The following is a 16,684-nucleotide window of genomic DNA, read 5'->3' as shown; positions in this document are numbered from 1 at the left end:
GCCGCAAACCAGGCGGTATGTCACGACGCAGAGCAAAGAGGTAGCAGTCAATGTCCATGCCCACCAAGGCCGTTGTCGTCATCGCGGAAGAACTTCCGGTCGGCGTCGCGCTCAATACCGCCGCACTGCTGGGGATCAGCATCGGAAATCGGGCCCCGGATCTGGTGGGTGAGGACGGACCGGACGCCTCCGGGCACCGGCATCTGGGGATGAGTACGCTTCCCGTGCCGGTGCTCAAGGCGTCCGCCGAACGTCTCCAGGAGCTGTACGCGGACGCCGCGGCGCTCGATGGTGTGCTGGTCGCCGATATGAGCGAGGTCGCGCAGAAGTCGCGTACCTACGACGCCTATCTGGCCACTCTCGGCGGTACCAAGCCCGAAGACCTGCGGTATTTGGGCGTGATGCTGCACGGTCCGCGGCCGGCCATTGATTCCCTCACCGGGCAGCTTCCGCTTTATCGTTGAACTCCCAATCTTCTCGTATGGTGAGACAGCTCCGTTCTGGTTACCGTGCGGCGTGCGCGGCGTTCCGCTCCCTGATGTTCGCCACGACGGTGTCACCACGCGCTCAGAGCGAATGAGTGAACGGTGGAATGGGGCCAGGCATGGAACAGATTCGGCATCGCTGGTTCCGGCCGCCCGCCATTGTTAGTTTCTGGGCCGTGGGGCTCACCTTCTCGGCCTTCGCCCCGCATCTCGCATGTTGATACTCACCAAACGCTGGGGGCTCTGTGTCAGTTGACAAGGGAACGCGACGTATATCGGTCTTCGATACGACGCTTCGGGACGGGGAGCAGGCACCCGGCAACGCCATGACGCCCGAGGAGAAGCTCGATATCGCGCTGCGGATCGAGGCCCTGGGCGTGGACCGGGTGGAGGCCGGCTTCCCGGCCGCGTCGCCCCGTGACTTCGAAGCGACCCGGCTCATCTCCAAGAGCGTCACGAACGCTCAGTTCGTTACCTTCTGCCGTGCCGTACGCGGCGACGTGGAGGCGGCCGTCGAGGCCGGCGGCACCGCCAACCACCAGGTGGAGACGGTGACCGTGGGCAGCGACATCCACCTCGAGTACAAGCGCGGCATCACGCGCAAGGAAGCCGTCGAGGAGATCGTCGACGTCGTCGAGTTCGCCAAGTCCTTCGGCGTCGAAGAGGTCGCGGTGGCCATCGAGGACGCCACCCGCGGCGCGGACGAGCACCTGCGCAACGTTTCCGAAGCGGTCGTCGAGGCCGGCGCGAGCTGCATCGTCGTCCCCGACACCGTCGGTGCCCTGGTCCCCGGGCAGTACGGTGAGCTCATCGCGAAGTTCCGCGAATGGGTGCCCGGCGTCCGTATTTCCACCCATTGCCACGACGACTTCGGCCTCTCGCTGGGCAACGCGCTGGCGGGTATGGAAGCGGGCGCCGACGAGATCCAGGTGACGCTCGGCGGAATCGGCGAGCGGGCCGGCAACACCCCGCTGGAGCAGCTCGCCGCCGTCCTTGCCTACAAGAGCGATTACTACGGCGTGCACAGCGATATCGACCTGGCCGGCATTCACGACGCGTACACCAGGCTCCGCGAGATCATCAAGCTGGAGGAGCCGCGCAACAAGCCCATCGTCGGGGCCTACGCCTTCGGTACCACCGCCGGTATCCACCAGCAGGGCCTGCTGCGCAACCCCGAGACGTACGAATACGTACGGCCCGGCGTATTCGGCCGGGAGACCACGATTCTGATCGGCCGGCACTCCGGCCGTGCGGTACTGCGCCATCTGCTCGACCAGATCGGCGTCGAGGTCGATGAGAAGCAGCTGGAACAGCTCTACGAGACGCATATCGCCGAACGTCCGGGCAGCGACTGCGAGGACCTTTCGGTGGTGCGCGACCGCCTCGAGCGCGAGCTGGCCGACTGGCCGCGGAAGGCCCGGTGAGTCCAGTGCCGAGCAAGGCGGAAGAACTGGTCCGCAGCTACTACGAACGGGTCGACGCCAACGATGTGGACGGCCTTCTGGGCCTCTTCTCCGAAGAAGCCGTCTACCGGCGGCCCGGATATGACGCGATGAAGGGCCGGGCCGACCTGGAGGCGTTCTACCGGGGAGAGCGGGTGATCCGGAAGGGCAGCCACACCGTGCACACCATCACCGAACAGCTGCCCCGGGTCGCGGTCTCCGGAAGTTTCTCCGGCGAACTCAAGGACGGCCGGCAGGTCTCCGTGGAATTCGCCGACTTCTTCACGCTCGAATCGGACGGTCGCTTCGGCCGGCGGGAAACGTTCTTCTACGCGCCGCTGGTGTGAGACCGTTACCGAACGATGGGGGAACTGTGGCAGGCAATGCCAAAGCCGTGGGCGTATCGGTGACGAGCCGGGCGCTGGCGATTCTCGGAGCATTCGACAGGGTGTACAGCGGCCTGTCGCTCTCCGACCTCTCCAGGCGCACCGGACTCCCACTGGCCACGGCACACCGGCTCATCGGTGAACTCGAATCCTGGGGCGCGCTGGACCGCGATCAGGACGGGCGTTACCGGATCGGGCTGCGCATCTGGGAGCTCGGGTCGCTGACGCCCAGCCGTACGGGACTGCGGGAGGCGGCCCTGCCGGCCCTGCTGTCCCTCTCGGAGCTGTCGCGCGAAGAGGTACAGCTGGTCGTCGCGGACGGCGACGACGCGGTGTGCGTGGAACACCTCGGGCCCCGCGAGGGCACCCGCTCGGCGGACCTGCGGGGACTGCGCAGGCCGCTGACCGAGTCCGCCTGCGGGCTGGCGCTGCTGGCCCACCGCGGCGCGGACGGCGAAACGGGACGGGCCGGCGGAGCGCCGCGGACCGACGAGGCGCTGCGGGCCGACGCGTCCGTACGCAACCGCCTGCCACTGATCCGCCGGCACGGCTGTGCGGTGCTCAACGACACCGGACGCCCCGGCCGGCAGACGGTCGCCATGGCCGTCTGTGACGAGGGCGTCGCCGTGGCCGCGATCGGCCTCTCCACCCCCGAGGGCTCCGCCATCGGGCACTGGAGAGAGATGCTGATCGCCGCCACGGCCGGTATCCAGCGGGCGCTGCCGCGCCGCCACGCCGTCGCGGCCTGACCGGCCGCGATCTCTGGGGCGCCCGGCACCACCCGGCCGGGCGCCCCTTCCCGTACCGGCGTTCCCATGAACTGAACTACTCCCCGGTGAGGCATCACTGTGAGCAAGCAAATTGTCATCATCGGAGGCGGCGCCACCGCCGTGAGCGCCTTCGCGCATCTGGCGGGCAGCTCCGGGGTGGAACGTGTCACCTTCGTGGCACCCGGACCCATCGGCCTGGGTACCGCTTTCGGCACCACCGACCCGGCCCTGCTGTGCAACACCTCCGTGGACGTGACGGCCCTGAAGGCCGACGGGCGCTCGGACTTCCTCGACTACCTCGCGTCCCGCGGCCACCCGGCGCACCGCGCCGACTTCGCCCCCCGCTACCTCGTCGGCCAGTACTGCCGCGAGCGCTTCTGGCAGTACTCCGACACCGCCCGCCGGGCAGGCACCCGCGTCACCCACATCCGCGACCGCGCGGTGGCCATCGACCGGGACCCGGACGCGGACGGCACGGTGTACAAGGTGGCGCTCGCCGGCGGCGGCTCGGTGACCGGTACCGACATCCTGTTCTGCGCGGGCGCGGACAACCCCGTCCTGCCGCCGGAGCTCCGCCCGTACGCCGGACACCCCCGGCTGATGGCCACCCCGTACCCCTCGCACAAGCTGCGCCGGCTGCCCGCCGACGCCCGCGTGCTGGTCCTGGGCACCAAGCTCTCCGCGATCGACGCGGCGGTGACCCTCTGCAGGACCGGCAACCGGCGTACGGTCATGACCTCCCCCTCGGGCATGCTGCCGGCCGTCCGCAACCGCCTCGTCCGCCCGGCCACCCCGCGGCTGCGCCAGGACGTATGGGCGGCCCTCGCCGCGAGCGGCACCCCGGAAGGGCCCGCGGACGAGGCGGCGCTGGACCGCACCGTCGCCCGCGAGCTGCTCTCCGCCATCCGCGCCGGAGCGCCGGGCGCCCGGGTCGCCCGGCCCCGGCTCTCGGGGCGGCCCGCGCCCCTGCTGCGCGAGGAACGGCACCGAGCCGCGGCCGGCCGCATCCCCTGGGAGGACGTGATGGCGGAGCTCATCGACACCATCAACGCCCAGGTGTCCCGCTGGCGCGCCGATGTCCGTGCCCGTGTGCTGCCGCGCTACCGCGCCCTGATGTCCCGTTACATATCGGCCTTCCCCCTGCGCAACGCCACCCTTCTGGACGGCTGGCTCGCCGACGGCAGACTCCGCGTCGCCCCGCGCTACCCCGAACGACTGGAGCCGGGCGAGGCCGGCTGGTCGGTGCGCTGGCCGGACGGCACGACCGAGACCTTCGACCACATCGTGTGCGCCTCCGGATACCGGGTCGCGCCGCTGACGACCACCGCCACCGGCGTACGCATCGGAGGCGGGGAAGCGGACGGTGCCGCGGGCGACGCCGGGCCACGGCCGGAGGTCCTCGAAAACCTGCGGATACGGCTGAGCCCCGACGGCCCCGCCGAACGCATCTGGGCGCTGGGCGCCGGCGCCGGCTCGCGCTTCCCCATCGTCAACTACCTGCGGGCCGCCGCCCAGCACGCGGCCGTCGTCGCCGACCAACTCGGGCAGTACAGCCCCGGAACAACCGAGCCGCTCGCCGAAAGGACGGCCCTGTGATCGCGCTAGTCAACCCCGTCTCCAGCGGAGCGCAGCTGACCGAAGCCCTGCTGGAGGAGGGCGCCGAATTCCTGCACGTCTACACGGAGGACCGGGCGCCCGCCGCACCGTCCGGCGGCGCCGCGGTCAAGACCGTGGTGCACACCGGGCTCGACACGACCGCGGGGCGGCTGCGCGCGATGGGCGTCACCACCGTGCTCGCGGGCAGCGAGTTCGGCGTCACCCTCGCCGATGAGCTCGCCGAGGCCCTCGGGGTGCCGCACCACCGTCACGAGCTGCGCGCCGCCCGCCGCGACAAGTACTGGATGGCCCGCGCGCTGGCCGACGCCGGCGTGCCGCACGCCGGCACCGAAGCCGTGCGCAGCGAGGACGAGCTGCGCACCGTGCTGGACCGCTGGGGCACCTTCCCCGTGGTCGTCAAGCCGTTCAACAGCGCGGGCAGCGACGGCTGCCACATCTGTGCCGACGCCGGCCAGGCCATCGACGCCTTCCGCGCCAACAGCGGCCGGCGCAACCTCATGGGCGAGGTCAACGACGGCGTACTCGTCCAGCAGTTCCTCGAAGGGCCCCAGTACATCGTCAACACGGTGAGCATGGCGGGCCGCCATCTGCTCGCCGAGATCTACGCCGAGCGGATCGACCGCGAGCAGGGCGCGCCCGTCCTGCGGCACATCGTCTCCCGCCGCACGCTCGACGAGGCCGAGGCCGAGCTCGTCGCGTACGTCATGCGCTGCCTGGACGCGCTGGGCGTCCGCGAGGGCGCCGCGCACACCGAAGTGATCCTCACCGCGGACGGCCCGCGCCTGGTGGAGGTCAACTCCCGGCTCATGGGGCCGTACCTCTCCGCCGACGCCTACCACGTCGCGTACGGATACAGCAGCCCCCATCTGCTGGCCGAAAGCCTGCTGCGGCCCGAGGAGTTCGCGAACCGCTTCGACCTGCCGTACGGGCCGGGGCGGTCGCTGGCCAAGGTCTATCTGCGGGCACACCGCGCCGGCACGGTGCGGGCGCTGGACGGGCTGCGCCGGGTCCGCCGGCTCCCCGGATTCCACAGCGTCGCCCGGATACCGGCGGTCGGCGAGCCGGTCCGGGACGGACAGCTGACCACCGGCGGCTGCGGCGTCGCCTTCTTCGTCCACGAGGACGCCGAACTGCTTCAGCACAGCCTCGACGTGCTGCACGAGATCGAGGACGCGGGCGAGCTGTACCGCATCGAGGACGAGCGTGCCGCGCCCCCGGCAGCGGAGAGCGGGAGCTGATATGCCCGTCCTCTGCATCATGGCCTCGGTGCTGCTGCAGTCCGGGGTGTACGGATTCGTCTCCGGCCGGCTCGGATCCACGGACAGCCTCGCGCTGTCCTGCGCGGGATTCGGCGCTGCCGCCGTGGTCTTCAACGCGGTGCTGCTGGTCCGGCGCCTCCGTGCGGGGCGGGGCGGCGCGCCCGTCGCCGCCCCGCCGGGGGCCGGGCGGCTGCTCCTGGCCATGAACGTGGTCACGGCCGTCACCTTCCTCAGCTTCTACGCCGCGCTGAGCTGGATCCCCTCCGCGCTCGCCACCGGCATCGAGACCGCCATCGGCCCCGCCGTCCTCGCGCTGCTCGGGCTCGCCGGGATCGGCCGGCGCGCCACCGCCGCGGGCTGGGCGGCGGCGGGCCTGCTGGTGCTGCTCGGCGGAGCCATCGCCTGGAGCTTCACGGGGGACGGCGGGATGCGGTCGGCCGGATCGGCGGTGGGGATCGGGCTGGTGCTCGTCGCGGGTATCGGCGCGTCCGTACTCGCCCTGGTCTCCGCGAAGTTGGGGCGCCGGGGCATCGACCCCGTGCACGCCACCGCGCACCGCTTCCACCTCACCTTCCTCTGCGGCGGCGCGCTGCTCCTCGTCGTGGGCGGGACCGGTGCTGTGCGGTCGGCGGACTGGCCGGCGCTGCTGGTCACCGGTGTCCTGGCGGTCACCGTGCCGCTGTTCCTGCTGCAGCGCGGGCTCCAGGGCGCCGACCCGATGGTCGCGATGGTGCTGCTGACCACGCTGCCCGGCGTCACCTATCTCGCCGAGACCGCCTTTCACGGTGGCTTCGACGGACTGTCGTTCGCGCTGATCTGCGCGCTGATGGCGGTCGCCCTCTGGTACGCGCGGCTGTCCCGTGCGGAGCCGGCGAAGGACGGCCGTGCGGGCGACAGCGCGGGGACACGGTCCCGCGCGGAACCCGAGCCGGAGTCCGCGCGGGCCCTCGGCTAACGCACCGCGGACAGCACCGCGTCGCGTGTCTCCTCGCTCCGCAGCAGGTCCTTGCGGTCGCAGTCGATCCGTACCGCTCGTGCGCCGGTGGCTCCGTGCGCGAAATGGCGGCCGGAGCCGCCGGCGGAGTCGATGTGCAGGACCTCGTCGTCCCAGGGGGAGACCCGGGAGTGGTGCGCGGCGACCAGGTGGCTGAGCCAGTCGGCGTACGCACCCGCCATGTGCGCCGCGCTCTCGACGGCCTCGGCCGGGCCGCTGCCCAGCGCGCGCAGCGCGTCCGCGGCCCGCCGTTCGAGGTCGTTCACGAGCGCGTCGACGAATCCCCGCGGATCGCCGGCGAGGCGGTCGGGGTCGGCCCGCTCGCGGATCTCCTCCTCGGCCGGGTGGACACCCAGCTGCGCGAGCGCGTCGCGGTAGCTGTCCAGGACCGGCGCGAGCGTGCCGGGTTCGGCGTCGACGAGGACGAGCCGGGGCACGGCCCCGCCCTCGGACGCGATCTTCCGGGCGAGTTCGAACGCCAGCGGGGCCGAGGCGCAGTAGGCGGCGATCGCGGTCACCGGGCCCGCGGGCGCCGGGTGGGCCAGCAGTGCTCGCGCCGCGTACTCCGCGCCGTTCGTGACCCGGGGCAGCGGACGGCGCAGCAGATCGTGGGTCCGTACGCCGTGCTCGGCCAGCCGGAGGTCGGCGAACCGGGCCTCCGGGCGGTAACCGGGATAGTCGAGTACGAGCAGCAGCGGCTCGTCGTGGTGGTGCATCGGTGCTGTCCCTTCCTCAGCCGCTCACCGTGTGCCGGACGCCCCGCGGACGCCGGGCAGTGAGCGGAGCTGTGCGGTCATGAGGTCCGACATGTCGTCGAACATGCGGCCCATGAGATCGAGCTGGCGAACGGCCGCACCGGACTCCGGCGACCCGGCGCGAGGCGGCGCCGTACTGGTTTCCGCGGCCTTCTCCGGACGGGCGGACGGCCCGGCGGCCGTCCCCGGCAGAGCAGGAACCTCGTACCGGTCGCGGCGGAACGGATGGCCCGGCAGCGGGATCCGCCGTCCGCGCGGCGCGATGCTCGCCCAGTCCAGGTCCGTGCCCTGCTCGTACAGCGCGGCGAGGGCGGGCCACAGTGCCAGTGCCGGGTCGGTGCCGCGGGCCCGGCTCGCGGTCCAGCGGCTGTCCGGCAGGGCGGCGCGGCCCATCCCGGTGAGCACGTCCCCGGGCCCGATCTCCAGGAAGTCCGCGCAGCCGGCCGTACGGAGGGCCGTCAGCGCTTCGTGGAAGAGCACCGGACGGCGGGCCTGGCGGACCAGAAATCCGGCGTCCAGCACGGTCCCCGCCTCCAGCACCGTGCCCCCGGCGGTGTCGGCGCACGGAATCCGCAGCGCCGTGAAGCGCACCTTCTCGGCGGCCTCCCGCAGCTCGTCCGCGACCGGGTCGAGCAGCGCGGAGTGGAAGGCCCGGTCGACGGCCAGCCGCCGGTACGCGATGTCCTCGGCGGCCAGCAGGCGTTCCGCGGCCTCGATCCGGTCCGGCGCGCCGGAGAGCACCTGGGACCGCGGGCCGTTGACCGCGGCGACATCGACACCCGCCGCGTCCCCGACGCGCCGTACGGTCGCCGCGTCGGCGGCCACGGCGAGCATCCCGCCGGCCACCGCCTCGCCACTCATGATGCGCCCCCGGGCGATGACGAACCGGAGCCCGTCCGCCGGTGAGAAGGCGCCGGCCTCGCAGAGCGCAGCGATCTCACCCAGGCTGTGACCGATGGCGTACGACGGCTCCACGCCCACCGACCGCCACCAACGAGCCTGCGCCAACTGAAGCGCGAACAGGGCCGGCTGGGCCACCTCCGGCCGCGAAGGGGCGCCCTCGGTCCCGTCCGCCAGCAGCACATCGAGCAGGCTGCCGCGCTCCGTCCGCCGGTGGATCTCCTCACAGGTGTCCAGCACCTCGCGGACGACGGGGAGTTCGGCATAGAGACCACGGGCCGCGCCGACGAGTGAGGTGCCCTGCCCGGAGAAGGCGAAGGCCGGCGGCCCCGGGGGGCCGGCCGCACGCCGGTCGCCGCTGTCGGAGTCGCGCAGGAAGTCACCCAGCGATTCGGCCAGTTCGGCCGCCGTCCGGCCGTACGCCACGGTCCGGTGCGCGTGGTGCGTCCGGCCGCGCGCCAGGGTGAACAGGACGTCCGGGGCAGGGATGCCGGGATGCCGTGTGAGGTGGTCGCGGAGCGCGGCCGCCAGCTCGCGCAGGGACTCCGGATCGCGGGCGCTGAGCGGTACCGGTACCGGCGCGGCGGGCGGCGGCTGCGGGGCGGGCGGCCGGGCGGGCGGCTCCTCCAGGACGACATGGGCGTTGGTGCCGCCGAACCCGAGCGCGCTGACCCCCGCACGCCGCGGCGCGCCCTCCTCGGCCGTCCACTCGCGGGTCTCGGTGGCCAGGCGGAACGGGCTCTCGGCCCACGGCAGCCGGGGGCTGGGCCGGGTCGCGTTGACCGTCGGCACGAACGTCCGGTGCCGGAGCATGAGTACCGTCTTGATCAGCCCGGCCATCCCCGCGCAGGTGTCCAGGTGCCCCACGCTCGGCTTCACCGAGCCCAGCAGGCAGCGCTGCCGGGGCCGGTCGGCACCGTCCCCGGGCGCCTCGTACGCGCGGGCCAGGGCGGCGAACTCGACCGGGTCGCCCAGTTCGGTGCCGGTGCCGTGGGCCTCCACGTATCCCACCGACCCGGGCGCGACCCGGGCGCGGGCCAGTGCCTGCCGTACCGCCTCGGTGTGGCCCCGTACGCCCGGCGCGGTGAACCCCGCCTTGGCGTCGCCGTCGTTGTTCACCGCCGAGCCGAGGAGCACGGCATGGATCTCGTCGCCGTCCGCCAGCGCCCGGTCCAGGCGCTTCAGCAGCACGACGGCGACCCCGTTGCCGCCGACCGTGCCGTCCGAGGCGGCGTCGAACGCCCGGCAGACGCCGCTCGGCGACAGGATGAAGTCGGGCTGGTAGGCGTACCCGGCCTCCTGCGGCAGATGCACGGCCGCGGCCCCGGCCAGCGCCAGGTCGTTCTCGCCGGACAGCAGGGACTGGGCGGCCAGATGGACGGCCACCAGCGAGGTCGAGCAGGCCGTCTGGACGCCGATCGCGGCGCCGGTGAGGCCGAGCCGGTAGGCGACCCGGGTCGCCAGGAAGTCCTGCTGGCCGCCGATCAGGCGCTGCATCTCCGCGGCGATGCCGCCGGTGCCGGTGCCCGAGCCGTGCCGGGCGAAGTACGGCAGGCGCGGGCCGTAGAGGTTCATGCCGCCGCCCGCGTAGACACCGATGCGGCGACCACCGTCGCCGTCGGACACGGTATCCGCGTACCCACCGTGTTCCAGCGCCCGCTGGCAGCACTCCAGGAACAACCGGTGCGCGGGATCGGTCAGTTCCGCCTCGCGCGCGCTCATCCCGAAAAACCCGGCGTCAAAGCGGTCCGCGTCGTCCAGCACGCCCGCCACCGGCACATGGTCCGGCCCGGCCGGCGCTCCCGCGTCCGGCGCGAAGGCGCGCACGCTGCACACCCCGGCGCGCAGATTCTCCCAGAACTGATCGACATCGGCGGCGCCGGGGAACCGCGCGGCCATGCCGACGATCGCGATCCGCCGGTCGTCGTCCTCTCCCGGCGGCCCGTCGGTGCCCTCCTGCGCCGGGGCGTCCCCGGATCCGCCGCCGGTCGCCGCCAGATGGGCGGCCAGCGCTGCCGCGCTCGGGTGCTCGAAGAGATCGGTGTCGGTGAGCGGCCGGCCGAGATCACGTTCCAGGCGCAGCCGCACCCGTACCAGCGCCAGCGAGGTCAGCCCCAGCTCGAAGAAGGGCGTGGCCGCATCCGCCGGCCGCCCGAGGACGTCCTCGACGGCCGTACGGACGTGCCGCAGCAGCTCCTGCTCGGTGCGGTGCGCCACCTCAGGACTCCTTCCGCGCCGCCGCCAGCCGGTCCGCCATGGCGCGGACGGTCGGCGCGGCGAAGAACTCGGCCACCGGAATCCTGCTGCCCAGCTCGGCGCGGACCCGCTCCAGCAGCCGCACGGCGGACAGGGAGTTCCCGCCCGCGTCGAAGAACGACCGGTCCGGTGGCACGGGGCCGCCGCCCAGCTCGACCGCCCACAGCTTGGCCACCCGCTCCCGCAGATCGGCCGGTGCGCCGGGGCCGTCCTGGGTGTCGTCGGTGCCGTCGGTGTACTTGGCGTCCTGGGCGTACTTGTCGTCGGCGGGCGCCGCGGTGCCCATCGCCAGCAGCCGGGCGCGGTCGAGCTTGCCGTTGGGGCCGTAGGGCAGCCGCTCCAGCCGGAACCAGAGCTGCGGCACCAGGTAGTGCGGCAGTACCGCGCCGAGCCGCCTGCGCAGCGGCGTACTCCAGTCGTCCCCGGGCGCCGCCTCCGCGCCGTGGCCGGCGCTCGGGCCGTCCGGCACGACGTACGCCGCCAGCGCCGTCTCGCCCGCCGCGTCGGGCCGGGCCAGCACGACCGCCTCCCGTACGCCGGGCAGCCCGCTCAGCGCCCACTCGGCCTCCTCGGGCTCCACGCGATGGCCGCGGATCTTCACCTGGGCGTCCCGGCGCCCGTGGTACTCCAGGACGCCGTCCGACCGCAGCCGGACGAGATCGCCGGTCCGGTAGTACCGCTCCGCGTCGCCGGAACCCGGCGCGGCCGTGCCGAAGCCGCGCTCCGTGGCCTCGGGATCCCCGACATAGCCGTGCGCGACCTGCACGCCCCCGATGAGGAGTTCACCGATCACCCCGACCGGCACCGGGCGGTCGTGGCCGTCGACGATGCGGACGGTCACGTTGTCGACCGGCCGGCCGATGGGCGGGACCGGCCCGGCGGCCGGATCGACCCGGTGCGAGGTCACCACCACGGAGGTCTCGGTCGGTCCGTACTGGTTGTAGAGCGTCAGCCCGGGGCACGCGGCGGCGAGCGCGCGCAGTTCGGGCGTGAGGGTGAGCTTCTCGCCGCCGATCAGCAACTGCCGCAGCGACGGCACCCGCGCCAGCTCGCCCGCCAGGGTCTTGAGCGGCGTGAACGGCACGCTCATGCGCTGGACCTCGTACTCCCGCAGCCGGTCGGCCACCGCGGCGGGATCGTGGCGCGTCGCGTCGTCGAGGAGGACCAGCGTGGCACCGGAACCGAGGGTCGAGAAGATCTCCTGCACGCTCACGTCGAAGCCCGGTGAGGTCCACTGGACCGTACGCAGCGCCCATAGCGTCCGCAGCTGCCAGCGGATCAGGTTGACCGGGCCCCGGTGCGGTACGGCCACCGCCTTCGGCCGGCCGGTCGACCCGGAGGTGTAGATGAGGTACGCCGCGTCATCGGGGTCGACCGTGCGCCCGAGAGGCGTGTCGGGCATGGCGCTGTCAGTGGCGTCAGGATCTTCGACGTCGTTGAGGTCGTCGAGCCACAGGACGGGGCACGGGAAGCGGTCCGCGTCCCCGCCGTCCGCGTCCCCACCGGCTGCCGCCCCGCCGGCCGGCTCGCGGCCGGCGATGACCAGCGCGGCGCCGCTGTCCGTCAGCATGAACCGGCGGCGTTCGGCGGGCAGCGAGCGGTCCACCGGTACGTACGCGGCGCCGCACTTCAGGATGGCGAGGATCGCGGTGATCAGGCCCGTACCGCGCGGCAGACAGACCGCGGCCGTGTCGCCCCGGGCCAGGCCACGGGCCGCCAGGGCGTGCGCGAGCCGGTTCGCGGCGGCGTCGAGCGCGCCGTAGCCGACCGGCTCGCCGTCCCCCACGAGGGCCACCGCGTCGGGCGCTTCCGCGGCCCGCGCCTCGACGAGCCCGTGGAGCGTCGCCGGGGCCGCGGGGTCCGCGTCGACGCGCTCGCCCTGCAGACGGTCCAGGTCGCGCCGGTCGCGTGCGGTGAGCGCGGGCAGCCGGGACAGCGGGAGAGCGGGGGAGTCCACCGCGTGGCGCAGCAGCTCCGCCACGTACTCGACCATCCGGCGCACCGTGGTCCCGTCGAACAGCTCAGCGTCGTACTCGGCGGTGCAGCGGATGCCGTCCGGGCGGTCGGCGAAGTACAGCGTGAGATCGAACGGCGCCTGGTTGCGCGGTACGTCGAGCAGCTCGGCGGTCAGGCCCGTGCCCCCGAAGTCGGGCGTGCTGTGCGCCTCGAACTCCACCATCACCTGGAACAGCGGGTTCCGGCCCGCGGCGCGCTCCGGGTTGACCGCCTCGACGACCTGGTCGAAGGGGATGTCCCGGAACTGCATGGCCTCGGCCGTCCGGGCGCCGACCCGCCGTACGAGGTCCCCGAAGGCCGGATCGCCCGACAGGTCGAGCCGCAGCGCGAGGGTCTCGACGAACATGCCGACCGTGTGCGCGGCACCGCTCGGCCGGTTGCTGACGGCCGTACCGAGCACGACGTCGTCCTGGCCCGCGAACCGGCCGAGGGTGGCGCCGACCGCGCCCAGGAGCGTCATGAACAGCGTGCAGCCCTGCTCCCTGCCGAGCGCCCGGACCCGCTCGGAGAGCGTGCCGTCCAGGGTGTGTACGAGGCTGGCGCCGGCCGGCGGTGCCGCGGTCCGGGGCCGGTCGGTGGGCAGTTCGAGGGACGCGGCACCGGACAGTTCGCGGCGCCAGAACTCCAGGCCCTCGGCGAGGTGACCGGGGCCGTCGGACGGGGTGTCCTCGTCCGCGGGCGGCGCTTCGGCGGTGCCGACGTCGGCGAGATCCGTCGGCTCGCCGGGCCAGGCACGGTAGAACGCGGCCAGGTCCTTGCACAGGACCTCGGTCGAGGCGGCGTCGAAGACGATGTGGTGGGCGACCAGGTACAGCAGATGGCGGTCGTCGGCGAGCCGGCCGATGCGGGCGCGCAGCAGCGGCCCCCGCGCGAGATCGAAGTCCTCGGCGTCCGCGTCGTCCCGCAGGCGCAGCAGCGCGGTGTCGTCGTCGAGGCCGGTCAGCGGGACGACCGGGCAGTCGACGGCGACGGAGTCCAGCACGGTCTGCTCCAGGACGCCCTCGGCGTTCTCCCGGAAGACGGTACGGAGCTGCGGATGCCGGTCGACGGTACGCCGCAGGGCGACCCGCAGCGCGTCGGTGTCCAACGGGCCTTCGAGGAGCAGGGCCTTGGGCTCGTGGTACGTGTGCCGGCCCGGGTCCATCCGGTCGAGCAGCCACATGCGGCGCTGGAGGGGGGTGGCGGGAGTGGCGGGGGCGCGCCGGGGGGTGGGGGCCGCGGGACGCGGGGGGTGCCGGTCGATGGTCCGCGGGGCATGCCGGTCGTCGGCCCGGGGGGCGTGCCGGTCGTCCGTCCGGCGGGCGTGCTGGTTCTCGGGCTCCGGGGCGGACCGTCCGTACTCCTCGCGGAGACCGTCCAGTTCGGGCAGCGCGGCGAGCATCAGGTCCGGCCGCACACCGAAGTCGATGAAGCAGCCGATCTCGTCGGCGCCCGCCGCGGTCAGCGTGTCCAGCACCGGGCGCACGCTGTCCCGGCTGCCGATCAGCGCCCGGGACGCGCAGTACCGGTCGTACGCCCGGTCCAGGACGAAGTCCAGGTCCTCCGGGTCCGTGGTCGCCAGGTCGACGTCGATCCCGAGGCTGTTGGCGAGGGAGTCGAAGAGGCCGAGCGAGGACCGCAGGTAGTCGCAGAAGGGACGGCGGGCCTCCTGCCGCGCCCGTTCCGCGTCCGTGCCGAGATACGTGTGGACGAGCACGACGACCCGGCCCGTGTCCGGATCCAGGCCGTGCGCCGCGCGGGTACGCCGGTACAGCGCGATGTTCTCCCGCAGGTCCTCGACGCTCTGCGACATCAGATTGGTGACGATGCCGAGCCCGGCCCGCGCCGCCCGCGCATAACTGTCCGGGTTCGACAGCACGGCGGCGAACATCGGGGGCGATTCCTGTACGGGAGCGGGGTGCAGGGCGAGCTGCACCGCCTCACCGGTGCCGGACATGGCCGGCACGGTACGCCCGGCCCACAATTCCCGTACGGTCTCCAGACCTTCGTACATCACCTCCCGCTGGCGGCCGTAATTCTCCGGCGCCAGCGCGAAATCCCGGGAATGCCAGCCGCTGGCGAAACTCAGGCCGGCGCGGCCGCCGGAAAGATTGTCCACGACGGACCATTCCTCGGCCACTCGTACGGGATGGTGCAGGGGGAGCACGACGGAACCGGCGTGCAGCCGTATGCGGGAGGTGACGGTGGCCAGGGACGCCGCGAGCACCGAGGGGTTGGGGAACAGCGCGCCGAAGGAATGGAAGTGCCGCTCGGGGATCCAGAGCGTGTGGAATCCCTTTTCGTCGCCGAATTTTGCGGCCTCGAGCAGGTGCTCGTAGCTGACCGCGGCGTTCTGGTCCGGATAGTCGCCGAAGAAGTAGAGGCTGAAGTCGGGGCGGCCGGGGCGTCCCGGGCTTCCGGTACGAGGTGGGACGGCGGCGGGCTGCGCGGAGGGGGAGGCTGAGGGGGAGGGCGCCGGCGACGGTGCGGCCGCGGGGCGCGGCCCGCCGAGCACCCGCAGCTGCTCCGCCGCCAGCTCCGAGAACTTGGTGAACATCCGTTCCGCGAGCTGGAGCTGGGCGTTGACGACCGCGATGGCGGACTCCGAGGCGCCCTCATCCACCCCCTCATCCGTCCCCTCGTCCGCCGGGACGCTCACCGGCGGCGGCGAGACCGGCTCCGGGACCGGTGACGAAACCGCCCCCGAAACCGCCCCCGAAACCGCCCCCGAGAACGTCCCCGAAATCGCCCCCCGTTCCGCGAGCACCCCCGCCAGCTTGTGCGGCGTATCCGTCCCCGAGAACAGCTCCCGGACCGAGACCCGCACCCCGAATTCCTTCTGTACCTCTCGCGCCAGAGCCATCAGGGACAGCGAATCCGCGCCGGCGGCGACGAACGTCCGGTCGCCGTCGAGCTGTTCCGCCGGACATCCCAGCTGCCGGGCGACCAGGGCCAGTACGTCAGCAGTGCTTGCCACTTCGCGATTCTCCATTCGTTCGCCGCCCGTCACGCGCCGCGTCGCCAGAACGCGCCGAGCCCGTCGATGTCCTCGATCGGATCCGTGACGCCGAATTCGTCGCGCCAGTCGTGGACCGCTTCCCGGCACACCGGAATGTGGTAGTCGTCGACGATGACGAATCCGCCGGGGGACAGCTTGGGATAGAGATGGACGAGGGTGTCCCAGGTGGATTCGTAGAGGTCGCTGTCCAGCCGGAGGACGGAAAGCCGGTCGATGGGTGCCGTCGGCAGGGTGTCCTTGAACCAGCCGGGCAGAAAGGACACCTGCTCGTCCAGCAGTCCGTACCGCTCGAAATTCCCGCGCACGGTCGGCAGATCGGTGGCGAGAAACGCGTTGTACTGGTCCGTCGCCAGTTCGCGGTCACCCTCGTGCGTCGTGGCGTCCGCCCGCGGCATTCCCTGGAAGGAGTCGGCCACCCATACCCGGCGGTCCGTGACGCCGTACGCCTTGAGAATCGCCCGCAGGAAGATGCAGGTGCCGCCGCGCCACACCCCGGTCTCGATGAAGTCGCCGGGAACGCCGTCCGCCAGAACGGTCTTGACGCAGCTCTCCACGTTCTCCAGCCGGCGTATCCCGATCATGGTGTGGGCGACGCTCGGCCAGTCGACGCCCAGCCGCCGGTTGAGCTCGTCGTACTGCTCGGCCGGCGCCCAGGTCGCGGGGATGGGCGGGTCCTCGTAAATGGTGTTGGCCAGGACCTTCTTCATCAGGTCCAGATAGAGCTGTGCGGTGTCTTCCGTCTGTGTGGTCTGTGCGGTCTGTACGGTCTGCGCGGTCGAGTGCACGACAACCATCCCAGGGCGTCT

Annotated in this window: 11 protein-coding genes; 7 read left to right on the top strand and 4 right to left on the bottom strand. The window is 72.7% G+C overall.

The window, feature by feature from the left end; all coding sequences use genetic code 11:
- The first annotated feature begins 50 nt into the window (after nucleotides 1-50).
- From ACIGXO_RS02435 to ACIGXO_RS02405, 7 genes are all read left to right on the top strand, one after another.
- Complete coding sequence (locus tag ACIGXO_RS02435) at nucleotides 51-464, top strand: DUF2000 domain-containing protein (protein WP_399779198.1); 414 nt, start codon at nucleotides 51-53, stop codon at nucleotides 462-464.
- Between the two features lie 266 nt (nucleotides 465-730).
- Entirely contained in the window at nucleotides 731-1,909 is a 1,179-nt protein-coding gene (locus ACIGXO_RS02430; protein ID WP_399779196.1) for a LeuA family protein, read from the top strand.
- Nucleotides 1,906-2,274, top strand: coding sequence for a nuclear transport factor 2 family protein (locus ACIGXO_RS02425; protein WP_399779194.1), 369 nt, complete (start codon nucleotides 1,906-1,908; stop codon nucleotides 2,272-2,274). Before ACIGXO_RS02430 ends, ACIGXO_RS02425 begins: the two co-directional genes overlap by 4 nt.
- 26 nt (nucleotides 2,275-2,300) lie before the next feature.
- Nucleotides 2,301-3,062 carry an IclR family transcriptional regulator gene (locus tag ACIGXO_RS02420; protein WP_399779192.1) on the top strand — a complete coding sequence of 254 codons (762 nt, stop codon included), beginning with the start codon at nucleotides 2,301-2,303 and terminating at the stop codon, nucleotides 3,060-3,062.
- Between the two features lie 99 nt (nucleotides 3,063-3,161).
- A complete protein-coding gene (locus ACIGXO_RS02415; protein WP_399779190.1) occupies nucleotides 3,162-4,679 on the top strand; it encodes an FAD/NAD(P)-binding protein in 1,518 nt (505 codons plus the stop codon).
- A complete protein-coding gene (locus ACIGXO_RS02410) occupies nucleotides 4,676-5,938 on the top strand; it encodes an ATP-grasp domain-containing protein (protein WP_399779189.1) in 1,263 nt (420 codons plus the stop codon). Before ACIGXO_RS02415 ends, ACIGXO_RS02410 begins: the two co-directional genes overlap by 4 nt.
- A gap of 1 nt (nucleotide 5,939) precedes the next feature.
- Complete coding sequence (locus ACIGXO_RS02405; RefSeq protein WP_399779187.1) at nucleotides 5,940-6,914, top strand: EamA family transporter; 975 nt, start codon at nucleotides 5,940-5,942, stop codon at nucleotides 6,912-6,914.
- Here the strand turns inward: ACIGXO_RS02405 and ACIGXO_RS02400 are convergent.
- From ACIGXO_RS02400 to ACIGXO_RS02385, 4 genes are read right to left on the bottom strand one after another with little or no spacing between them, the layout of a single operon-like run.
- On the bottom strand, nucleotides 6,911-7,669 hold the full coding sequence (locus tag ACIGXO_RS02400) for a hypothetical protein (protein WP_399779185.1): 759 nt from the start codon (nucleotides 7,667-7,669) through the stop codon (nucleotides 6,911-6,913). The two genes, ACIGXO_RS02405 and ACIGXO_RS02400, sit on opposite strands and share 4 nt — an antisense overlap.
- 24 nt (nucleotides 7,670-7,693) lie before the next feature.
- Entirely contained in the window at nucleotides 7,694-10,825 is a 3,132-nt protein-coding gene (locus ACIGXO_RS02395; protein WP_399779183.1) for a beta-ketoacyl synthase N-terminal-like domain-containing protein, read from the bottom strand.
- 1 nt (nucleotide 10,826) lies between these two features.
- Complete coding sequence (locus ACIGXO_RS02390) at nucleotides 10,827-15,836, bottom strand: MupA/Atu3671 family FMN-dependent luciferase-like monooxygenase (RefSeq protein ID WP_399779181.1); 5,010 nt, start codon at nucleotides 15,834-15,836, stop codon at nucleotides 10,827-10,829.
- A 29-nt stretch (nucleotides 15,837-15,865) separates the two neighbouring features.
- On the bottom strand, nucleotides 15,866-16,663 hold the full coding sequence (locus tag ACIGXO_RS02385) for a TylF/MycF family methyltransferase (protein ID WP_399779179.1): 798 nt from the start codon (nucleotides 16,661-16,663) through the stop codon (nucleotides 15,866-15,868).
- Nucleotides 16,664-16,684: the final 21 nt, after the last annotated feature.

Source organism: Streptomyces sp. NPDC053542, from assembly GCF_044544685.1.
Taxonomy (GTDB): Bacteria; Actinomycetota; Actinomycetes; order Streptomycetales; family Streptomycetaceae; genus Streptomyces.
This window is presented reverse-complemented; position numbering and strand designations above follow the sequence as displayed.

Bases quoted from the DNA above. Each gene is read 5' to 3' on its own strand.
- ACIGXO_RS02435 (WP_399779198.1), top strand. From the start codon at position 51: ATGTCCATGCCCACCAAGGCCGTTGTCGTCATCGCGGAAGAACTTCCG.
- ACIGXO_RS02400 (WP_399779185.1), bottom strand. From the start codon at position 7,669: ATGCACCACCACGACGAGCCGCTGCTGCTCGTACTCGACTATCCCGGT.
- ACIGXO_RS02405 (WP_399779187.1), top strand. From the start codon at position 5,940: ATGCCCGTCCTCTGCATCATGGCCTCGGTGCTGCTGCAGTCCGGGGTG.